Origin of the sequence: Clostridium manihotivorum (genome assembly GCF_004015185.1) — a bacterium.
Classification (GTDB): Bacteria; Bacillota; Clostridia; order Clostridiales; family Clostridiaceae; genus Clostridium_AR; species Clostridium_AR manihotivorum.
The window spans coordinates 5,772,941-5,795,315 of record NZ_CP025746.1 but is presented as its reverse complement, the minus strand read 5'-3'; the positions used below and the strand labels follow the sequence as shown (position 1 = coordinate 5,795,315).

The 22,375-nt window shown below is 29.1% G+C and carries 20 protein-coding genes and 1 pseudogene; 16 read left to right on the top strand and 5 right to left on the bottom strand.

All coding sequences use genetic code 11. The annotated features are described in order from the left end of the window. Nucleotides 1-127: 127 nt before the first annotated feature. The 13 genes and pseudogenes from C1I91_RS25725 (at nucleotide 128) to C1I91_RS25670 (ending at nucleotide 15,252) form a co-directional block, all read left to right on the top strand. Nucleotides 128-1,930 carry an O-antigen ligase family protein gene (locus C1I91_RS25725; RefSeq protein ID WP_160674495.1) on the top strand — a complete coding sequence of 601 codons (1,803 nt, stop codon included), beginning with the start codon at nucleotides 128-130 and terminating at the stop codon, nucleotides 1,928-1,930. A 499-nt stretch (nucleotides 1,931-2,429) separates the two neighbouring features. Next, nucleotides 2,430-3,140 (top strand): sugar transferase, encoded by a 711-nt coding sequence (locus C1I91_RS25720; protein ID WP_128215479.1) that lies wholly within the window; start codon nucleotides 2,430-2,432, stop codon nucleotides 3,138-3,140. 49 nt (nucleotides 3,141-3,189) lie between these two features. Next, nucleotides 3,190-4,341, top strand: coding sequence for a glycosyltransferase family 4 protein (locus C1I91_RS25715; protein WP_128215478.1), 1,152 nt, complete (start codon nucleotides 3,190-3,192; stop codon nucleotides 4,339-4,341). Nucleotides 4,342-4,457: 116 nt separating this feature from the next. After that, on the top strand, nucleotides 4,458-5,684 hold the full coding sequence (locus C1I91_RS25710) for a glycosyltransferase family 4 protein (RefSeq protein WP_128215477.1): 1,227 nt from the start codon (nucleotides 4,458-4,460) through the stop codon (nucleotides 5,682-5,684). 528 nt (nucleotides 5,685-6,212) lie between these two features. Continuing rightward, nucleotides 6,213-6,995, top strand: a complete 783-nt coding sequence (locus C1I91_RS25705) for a hypothetical protein (RefSeq protein ID WP_128215476.1) — start codon at nucleotides 6,213-6,215, stop codon at nucleotides 6,993-6,995. A gap of 499 nt (nucleotides 6,996-7,494) precedes the next feature. Then, nucleotides 7,495-8,397, top strand: coding sequence for a glycosyltransferase family 2 protein (locus tag C1I91_RS25700; protein ID WP_160674484.1), 903 nt, complete (start codon nucleotides 7,495-7,497; stop codon nucleotides 8,395-8,397). Between the two features lie 29 nt (nucleotides 8,398-8,426). Next, entirely contained in the window at nucleotides 8,427-9,860 is a 1,434-nt protein-coding gene (locus C1I91_RS25695) for a flippase (protein ID WP_128215474.1), read from the top strand. 79 nt (nucleotides 9,861-9,939) lie between these two features. After that, on the top strand, nucleotides 9,940-11,055 hold the full coding sequence (glf, locus tag C1I91_RS25690) for a UDP-galactopyranose mutase (protein WP_128215473.1): 1,116 nt from the start codon (nucleotides 9,940-9,942) through the stop codon (nucleotides 11,053-11,055). A 214-nt stretch (nucleotides 11,056-11,269) separates the two neighbouring features. Beyond that, entirely contained in the window at nucleotides 11,270-11,998 is a 729-nt protein-coding gene (locus C1I91_RS25685; RefSeq protein ID WP_128215472.1) for an SGNH/GDSL hydrolase family protein, read from the top strand. A 786-nt stretch (nucleotides 11,999-12,784) separates the two neighbouring features. Further along, complete coding sequence (locus tag C1I91_RS25680; protein ID WP_128215471.1) at nucleotides 12,785-13,126, top strand: hypothetical protein; 342 nt, start codon at nucleotides 12,785-12,787, stop codon at nucleotides 13,124-13,126. Further along, nucleotides 13,116-13,260 (top strand): annotated as a pseudogene (locus tag C1I91_RS29895) (IS66 family transposase); the annotation flags it as partial. The gene C1I91_RS25680 and the pseudogene C1I91_RS29895, both read left to right, overlap by 11 nt. After that, entirely contained in the window at nucleotides 13,233-13,397 is a 165-nt protein-coding gene (locus C1I91_RS29890; RefSeq protein ID WP_420808488.1) for a transposase domain-containing protein, read from the top strand. The pseudogene C1I91_RS29895 and the gene C1I91_RS29890, both read left to right, overlap by 28 nt. Nucleotides 13,398-13,623: 226 nt before the next feature. Then, on the top strand, nucleotides 13,624-15,252 hold the full coding sequence (locus C1I91_RS25670; RefSeq protein WP_128215469.1) for an IS1182 family transposase: 1,629 nt from the start codon (nucleotides 13,624-13,626) through the stop codon (nucleotides 15,250-15,252). A gap of 194 nt (nucleotides 15,253-15,446) precedes the next feature. Here the strand turns inward: C1I91_RS25670 and C1I91_RS28430 are convergent, their stop codons facing one another. The 5 genes from C1I91_RS28430 to C1I91_RS25650 form a co-directional block, all read right to left on the bottom strand. Beyond that, nucleotides 15,447-15,590, bottom strand: coding sequence for a hypothetical protein (locus C1I91_RS28430; protein ID WP_164880665.1), 144 nt, complete (start codon nucleotides 15,588-15,590; stop codon nucleotides 15,447-15,449). 74 nt (nucleotides 15,591-15,664) lie between these two features. Beyond that, nucleotides 15,665-16,957 (bottom strand): helix-turn-helix transcriptional regulator, encoded by a 1,293-nt coding sequence (locus tag C1I91_RS25665; protein WP_128215468.1) that lies wholly within the window; start codon nucleotides 16,955-16,957, stop codon nucleotides 15,665-15,667. Nucleotides 16,958-17,178: 221 nt separating this feature from the next. Further along, complete coding sequence (locus C1I91_RS25660; RefSeq protein WP_128215467.1) at nucleotides 17,179-18,708, bottom strand: IS1182 family transposase; 1,530 nt, start codon at nucleotides 18,706-18,708, stop codon at nucleotides 17,179-17,181. A 309-nt stretch (nucleotides 18,709-19,017) separates the two neighbouring features. Then, nucleotides 19,018-19,779 carry a YdcF family protein gene (locus C1I91_RS25655; protein ID WP_128215466.1) on the bottom strand — a complete coding sequence of 254 codons (762 nt, stop codon included), beginning with the start codon at nucleotides 19,777-19,779 and terminating at the stop codon, nucleotides 19,018-19,020. A gap of 246 nt (nucleotides 19,780-20,025) precedes the next feature. Beyond that, nucleotides 20,026-20,523 carry a hypothetical protein gene (locus C1I91_RS25650; protein ID WP_128215465.1) on the bottom strand — a complete coding sequence of 166 codons (498 nt, stop codon included), beginning with the start codon at nucleotides 20,521-20,523 and terminating at the stop codon, nucleotides 20,026-20,028. 429 nt (nucleotides 20,524-20,952) lie between these two features. Between C1I91_RS25650 and C1I91_RS25645 the strand changes: the two genes are divergently transcribed. The 3 genes from C1I91_RS25645 to hepT all read left to right on the top strand — a co-directional run bounded on the left by C1I91_RS25645 (nucleotide 20,953) and on the right by hepT (nucleotide 22,314). Then, the gene (locus C1I91_RS25645; RefSeq protein WP_128215464.1) at nucleotides 20,953-21,378 is read left to right on the top strand and encodes a hypothetical protein; all 426 of its coding nucleotides are present in this window, start codon (nucleotides 20,953-20,955) and stop codon (nucleotides 21,376-21,378) included. A gap of 100 nt (nucleotides 21,379-21,478) precedes the next feature. Next, a complete protein-coding gene (gene mntA, locus C1I91_RS25640; RefSeq protein ID WP_128215463.1) occupies nucleotides 21,479-21,895 on the top strand; it encodes a type VII toxin-antitoxin system MntA family adenylyltransferase antitoxin in 417 nt (138 codons plus the stop codon). Nucleotides 21,896-21,900: 5 nt separating this feature from the next. Then, the gene (gene hepT / locus C1I91_RS25635) at nucleotides 21,901-22,314 is read left to right on the top strand and encodes a type VII toxin-antitoxin system HepT family RNase toxin (RefSeq protein ID WP_128215462.1); all 414 of its coding nucleotides are present in this window, start codon (nucleotides 21,901-21,903) and stop codon (nucleotides 22,312-22,314) included. The last annotated feature ends 61 nt before the right edge of the window (nucleotides 22,315-22,375 follow it).

Below are 22,375 nucleotides of genomic sequence, written 5' to 3'. Positions count from 1 at the left end.
TTAACATTAAAATAATGAAGGAGGTGGTAAATCCACCTCTTTTTACTATATAATTGTGTTTAAAGGGCTTTGAAATAATAATGTTAAAGTATTTTATATGATTTTGACTTTTAAAGGGGGACATGCATTGATTATAGAACTATTGATTTTTATAATGCCATTTATAATTCCGTACACCATTATAGGTTTTGATGGTGGAAACATATTGTTAACACTTGTTTCACTAATGTATATATTGCTAAGAAGAAAAAAGATTAGGCTAAATAAAGTAATAATATTTTTATTGATTTCACTGCTTTTTTTATCAGTAATTTCTGCTGTAACTAAATTTTCAATACTAGCATTAAACGGACTTAGTCTATATCTAGCACCAATATTTTATTATGTGATTTATTCATATTTAAAGGATCACAAGAGAAAAGATGACATAATGAAATATACTGTTTACATAATGGCTGTGTTATCAGTTATATTCATAGTATATGAAGGTGTATTTTTGAAGCTGAGAATCTTTGGACTTGTCGGTTACGCAAATACTTTTGCACTATCACTTTTGATCCTTATACATATAAACAATATAAGGGAATATGATGGTTACAAAGTCCCAATTGATATTATTTTTATAAGTTCAATACTTTTTACGGGTTCAAGAAATACTTTAGTTTATATGTTTGTCTACATAATTTTTGCAGCATGGAAATCTAAAAGCATAACACATATCTGCAATATATTAGTATCAACTATTTTGTACATATTAGTAGCCGAGCTATCCATTATTGGGTTTCTTCTTGCACCAATATTAATTTATCTATATATGCTTTTTGAGAAGAAAATAAGTGATAATTCTAAAAAAAGTAGAAATGTAGTTATTTTAGTAGCATCAATTATTTTAATAATTGCTATAGCTTCAATAAGTGGAAGTAACAGTATTGAAAGAGTAAGAAATATATCCATAAATAATGGCTCAATGCAAGAAAGATTCATAATCTTTGAGGACACAATGAGGGCAATTAAGTCCAAACCTTTAGGTCACGGAATTAATACCTTCAGTAAATATCAATATTACCTTCAATCCGCATACTACGATGTGAAGTATGTTCATAATTCACTGCTTCAGATAGGCTTTGATATAGGAATATTAGGCATTATACCATTTTTATTATTACTTATATATGGAGTTGTAAAAAGTTTTAAGAAGATAACAGATAGGCAGCCTCTTGAAGTGTTAAACTTAGTCATATTTGTACTGATTTTTCTCCATAGTTTTTTAGATTTCGATTTTTCTTTTGCGAGTATATTTGCCTTATGGCTACTTCCTTTATCTTTAGAGCTGAAAAACGACTTTGAATTTAATGTAAGTGATAAGGTAGCAATGGCTTCACTATGCAGCTTGAGTATATTTTTAGTATTGATACTATACAATGAAGGAATTATTAAATTAGGGAATTATTTTACTAAATATGGTAATTACTCTACAGGAAGAAACATTACAAAAACAGCATTATTTAAAGATAGTAGATATTATGAAGTGATAAGTGATAGTTACAAACAGCAATACTCATATAACCAAGACTCTAAATTGCTTAAGCAGCTTGAAATAAATCTAGAAAAAGCAATAAGCTGTGATAGAGAAAATCTTAACCTTAAGTGGGACATGGCTTATATAAAAGGGAAGCTTGGAGAGAAGGAAGATGCAATAAGTCTTTGGAATGAGGTTGTAGATGGAGAAAAGTACTACTTTGATGCTTATAAAACCTACTATGATTACTTACAAGATATTAAAGCTAAGGACGGTGCAAGTTACAAAAAGCAACTAGAAGCACTATCGGCAAGACATAGAGAAGCCTACGATTCTTTAAATACGAAAAGTAAATATCTAAAAAATCAATTAAAGGAAAGTCTTTCTGATACTATAGAGATGAAAAGATAACAATATTGACATAACAACATTCGTAGATGTGACACAACAGTTGCTATAGTTTAATATGTTGTAAGTGGTTGGAAGTTAATTGCGATAGAGAGGAAAAGTATGTGTTTTATTGTAAAATAGTAGAATGTGGAATAATAATTTGTTGTGCTTTTGTACAAAAAGATAACCTTATAATTATGAATAAACACAAAAGATTCGACATGAAATTTATGAGATTTTATTATAGAAATTTCATCAGGTACATAATTTTACTTTAAAATGTAGTATTTTCATGGTAAGATACATTAGTGAGTTTTAAATATAATTAAATTAAAAAAAATAACGTAATAAAAGAAAAAAATGACAAAAATAGAGCTTCGTTGTGGTTGGACAGCTGCAAAATATGAGCTTATAATTTAAATGAAATAAAATAATAAAAAATATGACATATAAAAATATAAATTTATAAGATAGATAAGATTTAAATAGGAAATATTTAATTTTGCAGGGGGATGATTACATGGCTTCAGGTATTGAAAATTCTTTATTAGAAGATGAAGTGGATTTTAATGAAAAGAAACATTATGATGAGATTAAAGATAATTCTGATATAGGGGTAAATGAATTCATTTATTTATATATTAAGAGATTATTTGATTTTTTTAGTGCGTTGATACTTTTAGTAACCATATCGCCAGTACTATTAATTATATGCGTAGCAATAAAACTAGATTCTAAAGGACCAATATTTTTTGAACACAGTAGATTGGGTAAGTGTGGTAAATTGTTTAAAGTATATAAGTTTAGGACAATGGTTTATAATGCTGCTGAAGTTTTTAATAATTTCACACCGGAACAAAAGGCTGAGTTTGAAAAAAATTTTAAGTTAGATAATGATCCTAGGATAACAAAGCTAGGAAAATTTCTTAGGAAGACAAGCTTAGATGAGTTACCACAACTTATTAATATAATAAAAGGTGATTTAAGCGTTGTTGGACCAAGACCTATTGTACAAAAGGAAGTGGTAAAGTATGGAGCACATGCTGAAAAACTTTTTACTGTCAAACCAGGTCTTACAGGCTACTGGCAGGCTAATGGAAGAAGTAGTACTAGTTATGAAGAAAGAGTAAAAATGGATATGTACTATATTGACAATAGAACTACTTGGCTTGATATAAAACTTATATTTAAAACTGTAATGTCAGTTATTAAGAAGGATGGAGCAATGTAGGGTAATTGATAGTAAGTTTATCTTTATGTGATAGAAAGAGGTTGTTAAATTGGATAGAAAGTTAAAGTTGTTGTATATTTCTGAAGCCACAAGTGGAGGCCTTAGAAAAAATGTTTTAGACCTAATTAATAACATAGATAAAGATAAGTTCGAAGTACATTTTATATATTCAGATATTAGGGCTGATGATATATTTATAGATAATATAAAAGTACTATCCAAAAATATAAGTACATATAATGTGAAAATGGTGAGGAATCTAAACTTTTTTGAAGATATAAAAAGTTTTTTGAAAATAAATAACATAGTTAGGAAAGTTAAGCCAGATATAGTTCATTGCCATAGTTCAAAAGCTGGTGGAATTGGAAGGTTAATTGCATATATCAATAGAGTTCCTAAGATTATATATACACCTCATGCTTATGTGATTCAAAACCCTAATATAGGTAATCTTAAAAGAAATATCTTCTATATAATAGAAAAACTTTTAGCAAGACTTACTACTACCACAATAAATGTATCAAATGGAGAAAAACAGTTTGCGGTTCAATCAAAACTTATAGAAAAACAAAAGTCTAAAGTGATATATAATGGGATAGAAAATATAATATCAGATATAGGTAATATACATAGTAAAAGAAATGAATTAGGACTTTCAAGAGAAGATTTTATAGTTGGCGTTGCTTCAAGACTAGAGGTTCAGAAGGATCCTTTTACTTTTATAAAAATTGCTATAAAAGTATGCAATCATATGCCCAATGTTAAATTTATATATGTAGGCGACGGAGAGTTATCATTGGACATTAGGAAAATATTGAAGCAGAACAATATGGAAGATAGAATAAAACTACTAGGGTTCAGAGATGATATTTCAGAAATTATTAGTGTATTTGATATATATATGATAACATCGTTATATGAAGGGTTGCCATATTCTCTTGTTGAGGCTATAGCATGTGGAAAACCAATATTAGCTACTAATGTGATAGGAAATAATGAAATAGTAATAGAAGGAGTAAATGGGGAATTGTTTGAAAAAGGAAATATAGAGCAAGGTTTTCATAAACTAGTAGGAATGATAACTGATCAAGAAAAGCTGACAAGATATTCAGAAGAAAGCTTAAAGATGTATAGCTCTAAATTTACGATTGATAATATGATTCAAAATGTTGAATTAGTGTACTATAATAAAACTTCATAAATTTAAGAAATTATATATTTAAGAAGTGTAATAGGTATTTTATGATGGTTCATTTATTATATCTATTATTAGATTTTATAGCATAAAAAATTACTGTTAATGATGAGGAAAATAATATGGAAAATTTAAATGTAATAATAATTTGTGATTTTGCATTTCCAAGCGGAGGGTCAGAAAAAGTAGCTATAGAAAGTGCTGTGGGATTGGCTGAGAGAGGTGTTAAAGTTACTTATTTTTCAGCAGTTGGTCCGGTTTGTAAGGAATTAGTTCATCCGAATATTAAAGTTGTATGTTTAAATCAGCAATCGTTGGTAAAACAAAAAAATATTGCAGCGGCTTCTATTCAAGGAATTTGGAATTTCGAAGCTAGGCGAGAATTTAAGAAACTTTTATTAGAGTTTAATCCAAAAGACACTGTAATACATCTGCATTTATGGCAGAAAGCAATATCAGCGAGTATCATTAGAGAGGCTATAAAGAATAAATTTAAGGTAGCATTTACATTTCATCATTATTTTATTGTCTGTCCTAATGGAGGGTTTTATAATTATCAAAAGCATGAGATATGCAATAATATAAAACCAATGTCTATGAAGTGTATAGTATGCCACTGTGATTCTAGAAGTTACTTTCATAAGTTTTGGAGGGTTATTAGGACATTTGTAGAAAATAAATTAGCATATAGTCCTAGTGGGATAAAGAATTATATATATATATCACAGCTTGGTAGAGATGTATTAAAACCATATTTACCCAGTGATGCCAATTACTATTCTATAGATAACCCTATAAATATCTCAAAACAAAATAGAGTTAATGCTAGTAAAAATAATTGCTTTATATTCGTGGGAAGGCTTTCAAAAGAAAAAGGTGTTATACTTTTAGCAAAAGCTGCAAAAGAGATTGGATGTAATATTATATTTGTAGGAGAAGGCGATTGCGCAGATGAGATAAAGGAAATATATCCTAATGCAGAAATAACTGGTTGGGTGGATAAGGATAAGGTTCAAGAATATCTTTCTATGGCTAGAGCGCTTGTTTTTCCTGCATTATGGTATGAGGGGATGCCGCTGACTGTCCTAGAAAGTCAGGCTAAGGGAATTCCAGTAATTTTATCAGATACTTGTACAGCTATTGAGGTAGTTAAGGATAATGAGAATGGCTTCTTGTTTGAGAGAAATAATTTAGATAGTTTAGTAGAAAAGATGAGACTATGTAATGATGACTCTTTAATTGACAGGTTAGGCAGAAATTCTTATGACCAGTTCTGGAGTAAAGATTATTCTATCAATAAACACATAGAAAAACTAGTTAATGTTTATGAGAAAATTATAAAAAGCTAAAATAATTATAGCTTTTTATATTTTTAATTATAAAAGTATTTATGGAGAGGAAAAGGTTACATGCTAAAGGATAAGACGGATAATATGATAGTCTATATTATTGGCTTTTTGATAATAATATTTAGTGGTGGAATATGGCCTTATTTTTATGGTAAGTATTTTGAAATAATATATATAGCAGTAGCGATGGTAATTTTATTGGTTTTAATTAAAGATTATTTGCTTGACACTTTTAAGTTATTAATTCCTGTAGGATTTGTTATTGCTTATTTGTCATTTGAGTTGGTATTTTATAGTGAATCTTTTGATGGGTATACTTACTTCTTGAGAAATTTAATATTATTATTTTTGGTTGCATTATTTCTTTATAAGAAAAAAGTAAGCATATTAACCTGTCTTACAAAAGTGTTATATCACTACAATTATATATGTTTCATTCTCTATATAATTATATTTATATTGAATATAAATATACCTCATAATATTGTTCAGAATAGTGGGTTTAATGTGAATACCTATACTTCATATATGAACTTATCATACTACCATCAGATTGTATATATTAGTGATAAGTTGTTTATTAGAAATAATGGTATTTTTTACGAACCATGTTATCTTGGCATGTACATATCTTTATTTTTAGTTAATGAATTATTTTATAGAGATAAAATAAGATTGATAGCAGTTATAGTGGCATGTTTTAATTTGTTTACAACAATGTCGACAACAGCTTTAATTTTTGTAGTTGCGATTTTTTTGGTGAAGTTCTATACTTTGAAATTTGATAATAGATTAATAAAATTATTAAAAAATATCTTTATTCCTATAATAACTTTTGCTTGTGGAGTTGTTGCGATATATATATATATATCGAAAGTGCAAGGCTTTGGGAAATTATCTTATGGAATAAGACAAGAAGATTTTTTGTTAGGATTAAAGTTATTTAAAGAAAGGATTATTGCAGGATGGGGGTTCGATAATCTTAATGCTATAATTTTTTTGGAATCTTCTGACCTTAGAGGAAATGGTTTAGGTTCTAACTGGGGAAGTAGTAATGGATTAACACTATTAATGTATCAAGGTGGACTTTACTTCTTGATGGTTTACGTTACAGGTATTTATTATTACTTTAAAGATTTATATTTAAAAAATAAAATTGGAAGTCTAATCTTACTTTCGTGGTTAATTTTATTTTTGATTTCAGAACCAATACAATATAACAGGTTAATAATCTTTTTTGTTGTTTATGGAATCTTAATACGGTACTATGATGTTTTTAAAAATAGAGCCGAAAAAATGTATTTTTCATAAAGTACAAAGTGTAATTCTTGCAAGTTACTTTTTTATTTATAATTTTTCGGCACTAGTAGAAGATAAAATAAGAAGCAGGAAGAGTAATATTTATTAATATCTTTTATATGTAAAAAAAGTATTGTACGTAAATAGGGTAGCATTCTATGACCTATTTTGTTATTAGATGTTGTTAATACATCATGATTTGCCTACTGCAAATAATTATAAAATTAATAATACTAGCAATAAATATACTACCACTAAGATATTATAAGTGTTAATAATACACTAATTATAAAATAACTGATTTGAAGTTATTGTTACTATTTTACCAAAGAGTATAGCATTGTTTGTTTGTCCTCTTTGGTTAGAAGTTTTAAATTTAAAACAGAAATTAAATTTTATCGAATTATATAAGTAATGCCTGATGAAGTATAGAATCTTACTTTTTCGATTGAATTAATAATATAATAGTGTTAGAGACTATATATTTGTTATACTATAAGGAGGTATATTTTTGATTAAAAAATCTACATGCGTAGTTGTCGTAACTTATAATAGAAAAGAACTACTTAAAGAAAACATTAGTGCATTGGTAAATCAAACATGCAGTATTGATAAGATACTAGTAGTGAATAATTGTAGCACTGATGGAACTGATAAATTGCTAAATGATCTTAGTAAAAAATATAATAACTTAGAAGCTTATAATATGGAAAAAAATATTGGAGGAGCAGGCGGATTTAATCAAGGATTAAAAATTGCTTATGCGTCCAATTGTGATTACATATGGATTATGGATGATGATACAATACCAGAACCTGATGCACTTGAAAACTTATTAGGTAAAGTTAGTTTGAATGAGCTAGAAAATTGGAGTTTTCTTTGTAGTAATGTAGTTTGGAAAGATAATAAGGCTTGCTTAATGAATATTCCAGAAGTTACACATGATTGGAATTATATGCTGAAATTTGGATTGACTAAGTTAAAGAGTACATCTTTTGTATCGTTGTTAATAAAGAGACAAGATATAGAGAAGGTGGGATATCCAATTAGTCAGTTTTTTATTTGGGGTGATGATGTAGAGTATACAAAGAGATTAGCGACTTTAGCACCAGGGTATTTGGTTACTGATAGTGTTGTAACGCATAAAATGAATCAAAATTGTGATGTGAATATAGTTTCAGAGGAAAAGTCTAGGGTTGACAGGTACTTTTATGAGTATAGAAATAAATCATATACATCTCGAAAAAGTGGTTTAAGTAGCTATGTGAATTACTTAAATTATGTTATTAAGAGTATAACAAAGGTCATTATAAGAAAAAATGATTCCAAAATAAAAAAAGTAAAAGTTATTTTACAAGGTTTTATAAAAGGCATCTTTTTCAACCCAAAGATTGAGTTCCCAGAAGATATTTGATAATATTTTATTTTAATAGGAGTAACAGAATGGAAATAGCAAAAAACTATATTTACAATATGTTATACCAAATAGTAACTCTAATAATTCCGCTTATAACAGTGCCATATGTATCAAGAGTACTTGGAAAAGAAGGTGTAGGAACCAATTCCTATACGTTATCTATTGTTCAATATTTTGTACTGTTTGGAATGATGGGAATCACGCTGTATGGTAATAGGGTAATTGCTACTGTTAGGGAGAATAAGAAAAAGTTAAGTGAAGATTTTTTTAGTATATATTGCTTACAGCTTTTTATGTGTACTTTAGCAAGCATAGGGTATATTGTGTTTACTATATATTTTGTAGAAGAGGATAGGTATATATACTTAATTCAATCATTATATCTAATTGCTGCAGCAGTAGATATATCGTGGCTTTTTATGGGGTTAGAGCAATTTAAAAAGACAGTGACACGAAATACTATAATAAAAATAATTGGGCTTGTTTTAGTATTTGTATTCGTTAAAAAAAGTTCGGATCTATGGATATATGTCTTAATTCTTGGTTCAACAGCTATTTTAGGACAGGCTATAATGTGGTTTTATTTAAAAAGTACTGTGAGTTTAGTGAAGATAAATATCAAAATGATAAGGTCACATTTTATTCCATGTTTATCACTATTTATCCCACAAATCGCTATTCAAATATATGTACTTCTAAATAAAACAATGATTGGATCTATTGCCACTAAGGGTGATGTGGGGATATATGAGAATTCAGACAAGATAGTTAAGATGACCTTGGCTATAGTTACATCACTTGGGACTGTTATGTTGCCAAGGATATCTAATACATTTGCAAAAGGAAACTTGAAAAAGGTAAGCTATTATATAATTCAATCACTGAATTTCGTTTCTTTATTATCAATTGCAATTATGTTTGGGTTAGCAGGAATAGCTAAAGAATTTGTTCCTTGGTTTTTTGGAAAAGAATTTTTACAATGCACTAATAATATTATTATTATAAGTCCAATAGTTTTTTTCATAGCATGGAGTAATGTGTTGGGAATACAGTATTTGGTGCCTACAGGTAAAAATAAGGCTTTTACACTATCTGTCACATTTGGTGCTATTGTGAATATAATATTAAATGTTTTTTTTATAAGACTGTATAAGTCATTTGGGGCTTCAATATCAACAGTTATTTCTGAAGCAGTTGTTACAACAGTGCAAGTTATAATAATTAGGAAAGAGGTAAACATATTTAAAACTTTAAGTGAAATAATTAAATATTTTATTAGTGGGGTTATTATGTTTGTTGCCATAAGAATTATTGGAAATAAACTTGGATCTGGTATGGTAACGACTATTGTTCAAATAATAGCTGGATCTTTTGTATATATTACATGTATAATTTCTTTAAAATCTAAACTTATTTCACGTTTATTTGTTATTATAAAGGATAAAACCGATGTTGCATAAGAATATTATTGATTAGTAATAAGTAGTAAGTTCCCTAGATAAGTTGTTATAATTTCTTAGAAAGTGATGGTGTATATAAATGGCTAAAAAATATGATTATTTAATAGTAGGAGCTGGGTTATTCGGATCAGTTTTTGCATATGAGGCTAGTAAACTCAACAAGAAGTGTTTAGTAATTGATAGAAGAGATCACATAGGTGGAAATATTTATTGCGAAAACATAGAAGGAATAAATGTACATAAATATGGAGCTCACATTTTTCATACAAGTAATAAAAAAATATGGGATTACATCAATCAGTTTGCAACGTTTAATAGATATATTAATTCGCCTATAGCTAATTATAAAGGGGAAATATATAACTTACCATTTAATATGAATACATTTAACAAGTTATGGGGAGTTATAACTCCACAGGAAGCTAAAAATAAGATAGAGGAACAGAAAAAAGAGTATTCTATAAATATACCTAAAAACTTAGAGGAGCAAGCTATCTCACTTGTTGGATTTGATATTTATGAGAAGCTAATAAAGGGATATACAGAGAAGCAATGGGGACGAAGTACAATTGATTTACCCTCTTTTATAATTAAGAGACTACCTGTTAGGTTTACATATGATAATAATTATTTTGATGATAAATATCAGGGGATTCCTGAAGGCGGATATAATATTATAATAGAAAAGATGCTTAAAGATGTAGACGTGAAACTGAGTACCGATTTCTTTAGTGATAGAGAAAAGTTTGAAATGATGGCAGATAAGATAGTTTTTACAGGTATGATTGATGAGTTCTATAATTATAAATTTGGTCTCTTGCAGTACAGAAGTCTGGAATTTAAACATGAAATATTAGAAAAAGAAAATTACCAAGGAAATGCTGTTGTTAACTATACTGATAGAGAGACTCCATATACAAGAATAATAGAACATAAACATTTCGAATTTGGAAATCAAGAGAAAACTGTAATTACAAAAGAATATCCATCAGAGTGGAAAGTTGGAGATGAACCATATTATCCTGTGAATGATGACAGGAACAGTAACATTTTTAAATTATACAAAGATCTTGCTGATAAAGAGAAGAATGTTATATTTGGCGGCAGATTAGCTGATTATAAATACTATGATATGCATCATGTTATATACCATGCTCTAGAAGCTTTAAGTAGAGAGTTTGGAAGTTTATTTTAGATTTTTTTTAGAATTGTAAGTTTAGTAGGTATGAGAGATATTCTATGATTATAATTTTGGGGAATAGTGTAATCCATCGTAGCTCTTTTAATATGCTATAAAATAAATAATGTGTTATTTTGTGTGATATTGTAATATTTTATTGCTTTTTGTATAATTAGAATTATAATTTTAATTATACAAAAAGCTATTTTATTACGGAGGCAACATTTATATGAAAATTGTAGGATTTGGTGCATGTCTAATTGAGGGGTTTCCACATGAATCTAATGTATCTTTTTTTAATCAACTACTCGATAGTCTTTCTAGTAAAAATAATATTTATGATAATGAGATTGTAAGTTTAGGGGGATTCCCTATTACTAGAGCAAAGAAGTATTTAGATAAAAAAGTAATTAAAGTGAAACCAGACATAGTAATACTGCAATTTGGAACTACTGATGTGGATATAAAAATAAAGAAAACATTAAGCAGGAGATTTAATTTAAAGTATTCAAGCTCTAACATAGATATGAAGTTAAGAAATGTAGAACGACTGAACTATAGTTATTTTAATAGATTTAAATTATTGCTTAAATCTTTTATCAAACACTTAGTTGCTAAAATATTAAGGGTTGAACCTGTTACAAATATAAAGGATTACATAGATTCTATGGAGGAAATTATAACATCTTTAAATTCTCACGGGATAAAAGTTGTGGTATTAGCGCCTTTTATTCAATTGGATTATCTTACTAATGTAAGAATTAATAGATACATAGATAAACTTAGTGACTTGTTGAAAAAAAATAATAATTTTTATTTAGTTAATTGTAACAGTGAATTATTAAAACAAGAGAAGTCGGAAATATTTATTTTTGATGGAATACATTTTACGGAAAAGGGCCATAGTATCATAGCTTCAAAGATAAGCGAAGTTTTGATAAATACTAGAATTTTATAATTATAAAATTGACAAAGTAGTATTGCTTTGTCGTAATTTTCGAGAATATTATTTTTGATGAATAAAATTTCTTTAAATATAAGTTATATATGAAAATTCAAAGAATTACAGTTATAAGTCATTTGAATTTACATATATAATCTTAATAATAATTATAATTATGCAAATCGGAATTAATTCAAAAATGTTGGTAGTTAGTTGGCTTTTGTTAAAAAACTAAGACTTTGATATTCAAAGTCTGGATAAAGGAATATTATATTTCTATCAATATTTCACTATATATATATGAAAATATAATTTCTATATGAATTTATTTAATTGTTTTAGGTAATTATTACAGACCGGTTGATTCTCCTGTTCATTAGCTGCTTCGACTAGCTTATAAAGTGGGAAGAGTCTTTCTCCTTATATCATATCTTTCTGAGGTTTGTAATAATCTTTCCATGGTTTGTTTATCGGTAAAAGCTAAATCTTTTGTGTTTAAAATTGATGTAGAATGGAATTGTTAATGATGATAATCTTTCTTTGTAAATAGTGTAAATGTTAATATGAAAGTGCATAAAAGTTCCAACATCAAAATGTAGGGATTTATGCACTTTTTATGTTGCCTTTTTTCAATATATAATTGTAAGCGTAAAAAATTAAGTACCTAGATAACATGTCCTCCTATTGATAAAATCAAGGAAAAAGATTATCAATGGGAGGATATTTATGTCTAGAAAATTAGATAATGCCGCTTAGGAGCGATATGTTAATAAGTTTGATTCATATAAAGGTACAGTAACATTGAAAGAGTTTTGTATAGAAAATGAGCTTACCAGAAGCCAATTTTATTATCATAGAAGGAGATTAGAAAAAATCAACTCTTCAACAACTATTTTTCATGAAGTTTCATTAAGCACTGATAAAGACAATATAGAGGCTTATTCGAATGAAGAAAATTACTATGATATCAGATTTAAATCAAGATCTGAAAAGCTAGCTCCAGTTCTAGACAACTTTATTGAATATGTTGAAAGAGAAATTAAAGATGCTCTTCCAAGAAGTCATTTAGGTAAGTCACTTGATTATGCTGAAAAACACTTACTAGGATTAAAAAATGTTTTATTGGATGGTTTTAGAGGTTGATAATAATGCTGCTGTAAGAGCAATTAAGCCTTTCGTTATCGGTCGTAAGAACTTTATTTTTGCCAATACTGCTAAAGGAGCAACTTATAGTGCTAATATTTATAGCATTGTTGAAACTGCCAAAGCTAATAAACTAGTTATTGAAAGGTACTTAGTTTATTTATTTGATAATCTATCAAAGATAGATGTATCCGACAGAGAAAGCTTAGAAGCTCTTATGCCTTGGTCAGAAAAGATCCCTGAAAATATGAAAATTAAAGATAGGCCATAAATTAATCCTAGTAAAGCATCTTATTGCCTTACTAGGATATTTTAATATTATTTTTGAAGTTATTAAAGATACTAAAATTTTTACGCTTACGAATTATAGTAAAATTAAACTTTTGAATACAGAAAAAAGGGGCTGTCGCACTAAGTATTTAGTGCACAGCTTCTTTTTTTGCATAAAAATAAATCCAGCATTCACAAGAGTGCTGGATTTATTGTAAAATTAATATATGACCAAACATATTAATTTACATAAAGATTATACTTTAAATAGAGGAAGTTATCAATTAAAACTTCCATTTAATATTGATTATATGGTCTCAGATAATGATTCGGTGCGTTTGCTAAGTCAATTTGTAGAGGAGATGGATTTAACAGATTTATATTCGACTTATTCCCGACTTAGGGAAAATCAAGCTACGCCACGACAGATGCTGAAGATTGTACTCTATTCTTACATGAACCATATCTATTCTTCACGAGATATGGAAAAATATTGTCGACGTGATATTAACTTCATGTATCTTCTTGAAAATTCACCAATACCTCATCATTCAACATTTGCTAGATTTAGAAGCTTGCATTTTGCACCATGTGCAGAAAGAATCTTAGCCGAAATGACAGAATGTCTTCATGCTGCAGGAGAGATATCTGGAGATGCTATATTTATTGATGGTACAAAAATTGAGGCTTGTGCTAATAAATACACTTTTGTTTGTAAAAAGGCAGTTACAAAGAATTTAGAAAAGCTTCTTGTTAAATTTGCTAATTTAGTAGCTAACTGTGAGGAACTATATGGAATTAAGCTAATATACAATGACAAAGTGAAGATGAAGCATATAAAAAAGTTGCGAAAAAAGCTTTACGCTCTGAAATATGAGAGAAATATTGAATTTGTGCACGGATCAGGGAAAAGAAAAATGCCATTACAGCGATCTATTGAAACTCTTGAAGAGTATCTTAACAAGTTAAAAGAATACACGCAAAAGTTATACATTTGCGGTAACCGTAATAGCTATTCAAAAACAGATAATGATTCAACGTTTATGAGAATGAAAGAAGACGCTATGGGAAATGGTCAGTTAAAAGCTGGATACAATGTCCAACACGGCGTTGATTCAGAATATATTGTATGGCTCACCGTATGCGATCAGCCAACGGATACCCCTACACTCATTCCATTTATTAAGAGTATGGAAGAATCTCTAAGTTTTAAATATCTAAAAATAGTTGCTGACGCTGGCTATGAAAGCGAAGAGAACTATCTATTTATTGAAAAAAACGGACAACTCTCTTTCATTAAACCATCAAACTATGAGATATCTAAAACAAGAAAATACCAAAGGGATATTAGTAGAATTGAGAATATGGACTATGATGAAATTGGAGATTACTATATCTGCAAGAATAATAAAAAGTTAATGTTTAGTAAGACTATAAAAAGAAAGAGTAAAACTGGATACATAAGCGAAAAAACAATATATACCTGCGAAGATTGCAGTTCTTGTTCTTACAAAAGCAAATGTATAAAAGGAAATAACAGCAAGACACCTTTGGAAGAAAGAACTAAAAATCTTGAAACCTCAAAGTTGTTTAATAAGCTTAGAAAGAAAGATTTAGAAAGAGTTGTAAGCGAAGAAGGCTGCCAACTTAGAATGAACCGAAGCATTCAAGCTGAAGGCTCTTTTGCAGAGATAAAACAAGATATGGGCTTCAGAAGATTCCTCTCGAAGGGCAAACAGAATGTTTGGGCCGAAAGTATTCTTTTAGCAATGGCACATAATGTAAACAAGCTACATAATAAAATACAATCAGAGAGAACTGGAAATCACCTTTTTTCACTAAAAAAAGGTGCATAAAGTTAAATTTTAAGAAACTAATTATTTTAAAATAAGCCTTAACCTTAAAGGCTTATTAAAGTACGCCATTTTTTAGATTTTCAGAAAAAATGTTTTAAAATATAGTTGTAACTCTTATAAATTCTTAGAAAATTAGGGCTGAGCATCAACGGTTTTTAACCGCTAATGCGACAGCCCCTTTAATTTTATGTTTACTATATTGGGTCTACCCAGTCAATCAGTGTGTGGAATATATGTCCACCATTGGTAGGTGTAATATTGTTGACGGGAATAGCTAAAATTCCCAGAACTAGAACACTAAGCATAATAGTTGATAATTTCTTTCTCATAACTAACATCCCTCCAAACTATTTATGTTACTATTATATTACATTTATATCAATATTTCACTATATAAGTGAAAATATAATTTCTATATAAATTCCTTTAATTGTTTTAGGTAATTATTACAGAGAGTTTGATCGCCTTTTTCATTAGCAGCTTCAACTAGCTTATAAAGTGCGAAACGTTTTCCTTCTTTTGTGTCACATGTTTCTAAGGTTTCTAACAATTTTTCCATGCTTAGTTTTAATTTATCAAATAATTTATTTTCTGATAGGACATCTGCTAATTCCTTATAGGCCTCTAATAATAGATCTAGTCTATTGTATTGCTCTGCCATTTCAGTAGCTAAATCGAATAGCATCAAGCTTTCTTCAAGCAACCCTTGAGCATATAATACCTTTGCTTTTAATGTTAATGGTATCGAAAGTTTTTCTTTATTATATTTCAGCCTTAAGCTTTGAGCTTGGCTTACGTACTGTAAGCTTTTTTCGTAATCCTTATTATGGTAATAATATTCACCTATATTAGCGTACAGTGATGAAAGCATAGAGCTGTACTTGCTTGGGGACTTATCTTTTATTAACTCAATTAATTCAAAGCATTGTTTGGCAGCTTCATCGCTTTTACCAATTAGTGATAAGACATTAGCTTTATCTGATTTTGCAGCTATTAATATGTCGTCCTCAGGAGTTATAGAACTATTTAATATTTCATTATCTATTATCGATAGACACTCATCATATTTTCCCATACGAGCATAGCATAAGGCTAGTGATCTGCTTGATCTTGAAAAAGCTCTGTAATCCTTATGCGCTAAGGCATAAGTTGTAGCATTTTTATAATAAAGACTTGCATCTTCGTAGCTACTTTTCATATACTTACAACTACCTAGTTCTAGGTAAATAGTGATTTGACTCTGTTCATCCTTTAACTCTTTATAAAGCCCTAAAGCATTATTTAGTTCTATAAAAGCATTGGTGTAATCCTTCTCCTTATTGTACATTACCCCAGCAATTTTATAACACTCAGCTAATAAATCTCTTAGATTAAACCTTTTTTCTATTTCAATAAGCTCGTACAGCTTTTTAAGAGAAAGCCCATCGTTACTTCTAAGTTCGTTCTCGCAGTAGTATCTAGCATCCTCCTCTGGAGTTCTAGAAAAATACTCTGCATCTAAGTCTAGATTGACACTTATCCTTTTAGCTATTTCGTTAAATCTTTCTGCTAAAAGCTTAGAACTGGATTTACTTACGTTTCTTTTTCCGCTTTCCATCATGCTGATGAAAGCTCTTGTCATATTTGTGTTTTCAAGCTCTGACTGGTTTACTCGAAACTTTTTCCTCATTAGTCTAATTTTCTCGTTTGGATTTAGAAATTCCAAATCAATTCCCCCCTTGTACATTAACTTATAACCAAAGCTATTAGATACATATATTAGAAATTATACATTAATATTACACCAAATGCTCGTAAAAAGAGAAAAAATGTTAAATTGCTAATTATTTGAAGAAAAATTGGTTGTTTTGTTAGTTGTGAGGGACAGGGGGACGGAGCGAAACCACTGAAAAAGTAGCATCTTTTAGACAATAAAAAATGGCTTATTCAATAAAGATAGATTAAACATCCTTTATTTGTCAAAAAATTCAGTATATCTAATAAAAAAGAGGATACCAGCTTGGCTATCCTCTTTAAATTTACCGCTAATGCCGTTAACCGGGCTTGCATGCCCATGCTTCTTAGACCATACCCTTTGGCACGGTCTAACCCATGAAATCTCTTCATCTCACCATTTTTCCACTCTTGACAGGAACGGTTTTTATATTTTTCTAAAGACTCTTGAGTCTTTGCACGTTGACTATACTCGTAGTACTCGTGTGCATTTACTCCAACTTCTAAAGTTCTTGCGGACATTTTACCATTAATACATTCAGAACGGTGTGGACAATCTTTACATATTTCTTTGTCAAAAGTATATCTAAAACTTTTTTTACCACTTTTATTGATTTTTGCTTTCTTTTTTACTGTATTGTTTCCATGTTTACAATACCATTGGTCGGAGTCTTTATTATAATTAAATTTACTCTCATCGATACGATATACAGATTCACTAACAGGTATATAAGCTTCTGCTTGATCTTCTTTAATTAAGTCTAAAATGGGTTTTCTAAAGTATGCTTTATCACCATAAACTTCTTCTGCTTCAATCCCTGCTTCTTTCGTTAGCTCGTATAATTCTTTAAAACCTGTTCCGTCAACATAAGTTCCATCATGTACTGCTACCGCAGTGATTATACGTTCTGAACCTGTAGTCATTATAAATTCTGTCTTGTATCCAAAAAAACTATCAGTTTTACTTTTGTTTCCCACTCTTGCATCTTGGTCTACTAATGAACGTACTCTTTTTTGTTGAATAAATTTCTCATCGAATATGATTTCACGAGCATTATTAATAACCGCTGCGGTAGCAGAAGTATCAGGATTTTCTATATGATTTTCTGCTTTCTCCATAAGATCTTCCAAGTATGCTTTCATTGTTTCTTTGGCTACTTTGTGATCATCGATTGCTTTATAATCAGGAATGTTTGCATCAATATCCTCAGGTATTGCCCCTTTTTCTTCTTCCAGGTTCTTTAGGATTTTTTTAGCTAAGTGCTTTAATACTCTCTCAGGAACTAACTTACCTGTATTAGCATGTGTATGAGTAGAATCAATGCTTATACTATGTCCTTTTATAATTCCTTTTTCAACGCATTGTCTTACAACTTCTTTTATGATCTCATCCATTGTAACTTCTTGTAGTCTATGGACTCTAAATTTAGCAAGAAGACTTGGATGCGGAAGTTCCTCTTCTGGGTTTAAGCCAACAAACCACATGGATGCAAGATTTAAAGAAGTTTCTTCTATTATTTTTTTATCCGATAGATTATATAAATATTGTAAAATCAACAATCTTATCATCATTTCCGGTTCCTTTGCGGGACGGCCATAATATTTGCAATAAGAACTTTCAAGAAGTTTATTAACAAAACTAAAATCCACAGCTTGATCAATTAGTTTCAATATATGATTATCAGGAATCTTGTGGTATAATATAGAATATAGACTGTATTGTTTTGATTGATTTCTTAACATATGGTTGAAACCCCCTTTTTGGTTATGGTTGTCGCAATTCCATTATACCATTTTAAGGGGGGTTTTTCTATTTTATTCTACCTTTTTCTGATTTAATTTACATATTTTCAAATATTTATAATATGTTTTTCAGTGGTTTCGGACGGAGCTTATGTCCCAAAGTAAAGAAAAGAAGGTTGCTTCAGCTACTTAGTGTAAACAGTAAAAAAAGAAACTTTAGTCGACTACCAGGATTTTTTCACATACGTTGAGAAAATCTAGATGCGAAAAAACACTAAAGAAGTCTACTTTAGTGCTTTTTACTAAAGGTTAAAATATTTTCTTAATCCAAAGTTGGAATATGCCAAGATACTCCTTTAATGCAGTTCCAACAGCATTTATACTATCATAATTAGGAACAAAAGTATTAATGCTTAAACTTAATCTAGTATTAGTAGAATAATCACAAGGGTAAGCCACAAGGTTTTTCACATGGGCGTTATCAAAATTCATCATTGACCGTTCCATATGGAAGGCTGATGTTATGAGTATTGGTCTTGATAGGTTATTTTCTTCCATTAGCTTTTTTGTATATAACGCATTTTCTGTTGTATTGAGGCTCTTATTTTCCACAATTATATCTTTTTCAGCCACTCCAAGGTCTAAAAGCTGACGTTTAGCTATCTCAGCTTCTGTTCCTGTATTTTCAAATACCTTACCACCGGACACTATTATAGGAAGTTTTGTCTTATTGTATATACGAGCAGCAGTCAGTAAGCGATTAGCTGCATGTCCAGAAAGGTTTGCTTTTCCGCTAAAGTCAGGAGTGTCAAGGGTAGCACCACCACCTAGCATAACTATCACATCTCCATCTATTTTATTAGGTAGTAAGAATTTATACTCCAGTGGATGCAGTAATAAATTTGATGTAAGCTGGATGGAACTTATATATATAAGTACTGAAACTAATATTGTAAGTTTGGATACTTTCTTTTTTCCTCTATATTGGATTATAGCGGATACTATTAAAAGAATAATGAAACAACTAGGTGGAAGTAGTAGGTTTGTAATAAATTTTATAATATATAGCATAGTTAGTCCTTTCTTTCATAGATAAGTATATAGTAAGTTTATTATAACTATGTTACTACCTATAGGTAAACAACTTCAACTATTAATTTGTACATGTCTGATAATCCACATAAGCAGATATTATCGAATGTTTATAAACTAAATTTTGATAAATGGTACCTATAAATTAAATACAACATATAATCTATAATAAGTTAACCAATGGTGATTTATGTTATGGGTAACATATAACTTCCAAAGCAATACTTAGTGATGTGGTTCAGAACCGCCCTCCCCTGTAATATGCTTATAATAGTGTCTAATAGCAGCGTCCACTAAGGTGTTCATATATACATTTATATCATCATCTAAAGCCTTTATATGGTTTAGCATTTTAATTGTAGATTTTCTTAAGGTATAAGTTCTTTTTATGGTAAAGAATTCACCATCTATGGGAGGAGTTATTCCATTAGGAGCGGACTTGGTAGTTCTATTATCCATGGTTGATATACCTTGTAGTTGTATTGAAGTAATATCATTGTTGGGTTTGTTTGTAGAAATATCTATAAGGTCATTTGAAGCAGAGTTTATAACTTGTGCTTGATCATCTTTATTAGAACAATTACTAAAATCAAAATTTGAAATCACAATTTGATTTGGATCATCAGTAGTTACCTCACACAATCCTGTTATTTCCTCATCGTCTTCATAGCCAAGATCATCTTTGGATATAAAGGTTGAAGGCAACTTGTTTTTTCTTTTCATGTCCCTACCTCCGTTAAACAAAATTAATACATAAAACCTATTCATAGAAGTTATATGTTCTTTGAACATATTTTTAGCTTTTTTAAATTGTTAAGTTTTTAAGAAGTTAAAAAGTAAAATTTTAAAGAATATTAGAATGTAAGAAGTTAACTTCTTACCTTCTAAAGAATAAAGCTTTATAAAAAGTAAAGAAGTTAAGAATTTATTGGAAACATGCGGGTTTAAGAGAAGTTTTAGATTGATAAAGCACTATTATATGTGCATTACATATAAATATAGTTTACAAAGAGGTTCTACTTCCATCACCAAATATAAGTTGTACTATGAGGTGGGACAAAAGCTCCGTCCCCATGTGCCAATGGAATATTAGAAGTAAAATAAGTCAATACTTTTTGTATGGAATTTCTGATTTAGAAAGGTGTGTCCTTAATGACAATAAATAAAAAGATAGCTTTTCTTATAAGCTTATTAGTACTTAACACTTTATGCTTATATACTTTTATAAATGTTAAAGCAAACACAGCATCAAGTGATGCTTCTGATATAGCTATTAATGGAGGCATATTAAATGAAAAGAGGGGAGAGCCATCTTATGATTATATAATTGGCAATGATTACCTTCCTCATTTTCGTGTGTTCTTTTGGGTAGATAAGTCTGCTAAGAATTATTTTCCTTATGCAGATAAAGACATAGATACAGATGTATCTAAACATGGACCTGTAGATAAATGGTTTGTAGGAGAAACAAGTGAAGTAAAAGGAAATGAAAAGTTAGTATATATATATGTACCTAAGACCTTCGTAATTCTCCAAGGCGAAGGCTTTCAGAACAAGATACATTTAGAATATAATTAGGTAGTTATAAACTTAATTGTAAATAGGGTATATGATATAATTAAATTAAAGAATTATCATAATTAAATTCTTTAATTTAATTATACCCAGGAGTAATTTTATGAATAATATACAAGTTATGCTTGATAAATTTTTAATAGAAGCAGAAAAGCTTTGCGATATAAAGTTTGCGTACCTTTTTGGTTCTTATGCAAGAAAAGAAAATAATAAAAACAGTGATATTGATATAGCAATAATGCCTAAATACAGCTTAGGCAAGCTTGAAGATACTTTATTAAGAGGAAATTTAATCGAGATAGGTAAATCAATATTCAAAAGGGAATGCGATGTAGTGTTTCTAAATATAGATGCGCCAGTATTAAAATATGAGATAATAAAAGATGGCATCGTAATAAAGGATCATGAAGAAAGAATTTCTTTTGAATCTTTATCAATAAGAGAATATTTTGATTATAAATATTTTATAAAATACTACGATGATCAATTACTTGAAGATATTAGGAATATGGAGGTATAGTTATATTGGTAAAGAGAGAAATAGTTATAACTAGATTAAATAAGCTTAAAGAGTATATAGATTTTTTAAATAATATAAAAAAACATTCTAAGGAAGAATATCTAGGAGATCCTTTTATATATGGCGCTACTGAAAGGTTTTTACACTTATCCATAGAATGTGTATTAGATATATCTAATCATGTTATAGCTGACATGAGATTTAGAAGGCCAGAAAGCAATAGAGAGATATTTCAAATACTATGCGATAATAATATTATAGATAGAACCCTAAGTAGTAATTTATCCAACATGGCTGGTTTTAGAAATATTTTAGTGCATGACTATGTAAGACTAGATAGAGAGGTGGTCTATGATATAATAATAAATCATCTAAAAGATATAGAAAGCTTTATGAAGATAATTTCGGAATATATATAAAGAACTAAAAAGATTTCATTCTATATAAATAGCATATTATAGTATAAGTGGTATTTCGTAA

Bases quoted from the DNA above. Each gene is read 5' to 3' on its own strand.
- C1I91_RS25710 (WP_128215477.1), top strand. From the start codon at position 4,458: ATGGAAAATTTAAATGTAATAATAATTTGTGATTTTGCATTTCCAAGC.
- C1I91_RS28430 (WP_164880665.1), bottom strand. From the start codon at position 15,590: ATGTTAGTTATGAGAAAGAAATTATCAACTATTATGCTTAGTGTTCTA.
- C1I91_RS25685 (WP_128215472.1), top strand. From the start codon at position 11,270: ATGAAAATTGTAGGATTTGGTGCATGTCTAATTGAGGGGTTTCCACAT.
- C1I91_RS25670 (WP_128215469.1), top strand. From the start codon at position 13,624: ATGACCAAACATATTAATTTACATAAAGATTATACTTTAAATAGAGGA.
- C1I91_RS25655 (WP_128215466.1), bottom strand. From the start codon at position 19,779: ATGCTATATATTATAAAATTTATTACAAACCTACTACTTCCACCTAGT.
- C1I91_RS25645 (WP_128215464.1), top strand. From the start codon at position 20,953: ATGACAATAAATAAAAAGATAGCTTTTCTTATAAGCTTATTAGTACTT.
- mntA (WP_128215463.1), top strand. From the start codon at position 21,479: ATGAATAATATACAAGTTATGCTTGATAAATTTTTAATAGAAGCAGAA.
- C1I91_RS25660 (WP_128215467.1), bottom strand. From the start codon at position 18,708: ATGTTAAGAAATCAATCAAAACAATACAGTCTATATTCTATATTATAC.
- C1I91_RS25695 (WP_128215474.1), top strand. From the start codon at position 8,427: ATGGAAATAGCAAAAAACTATATTTACAATATGTTATACCAAATAGTA.
- C1I91_RS25650 (WP_128215465.1), bottom strand. From the start codon at position 20,523: ATGAAAAGAAAAAACAAGTTGCCTTCAACCTTTATATCCAAAGATGAT.
- C1I91_RS25720 (WP_128215479.1), top strand. From the start codon at position 2,430: ATGGCTTCAGGTATTGAAAATTCTTTATTAGAAGATGAAGTGGATTTT.
- glf (WP_128215473.1), top strand. From the start codon at position 9,940: ATGGCTAAAAAATATGATTATTTAATAGTAGGAGCTGGGTTATTCGGA.
- C1I91_RS25705 (WP_128215476.1), top strand. From the start codon at position 6,213: ATGAACTTATCATACTACCATCAGATTGTATATATTAGTGATAAGTTG.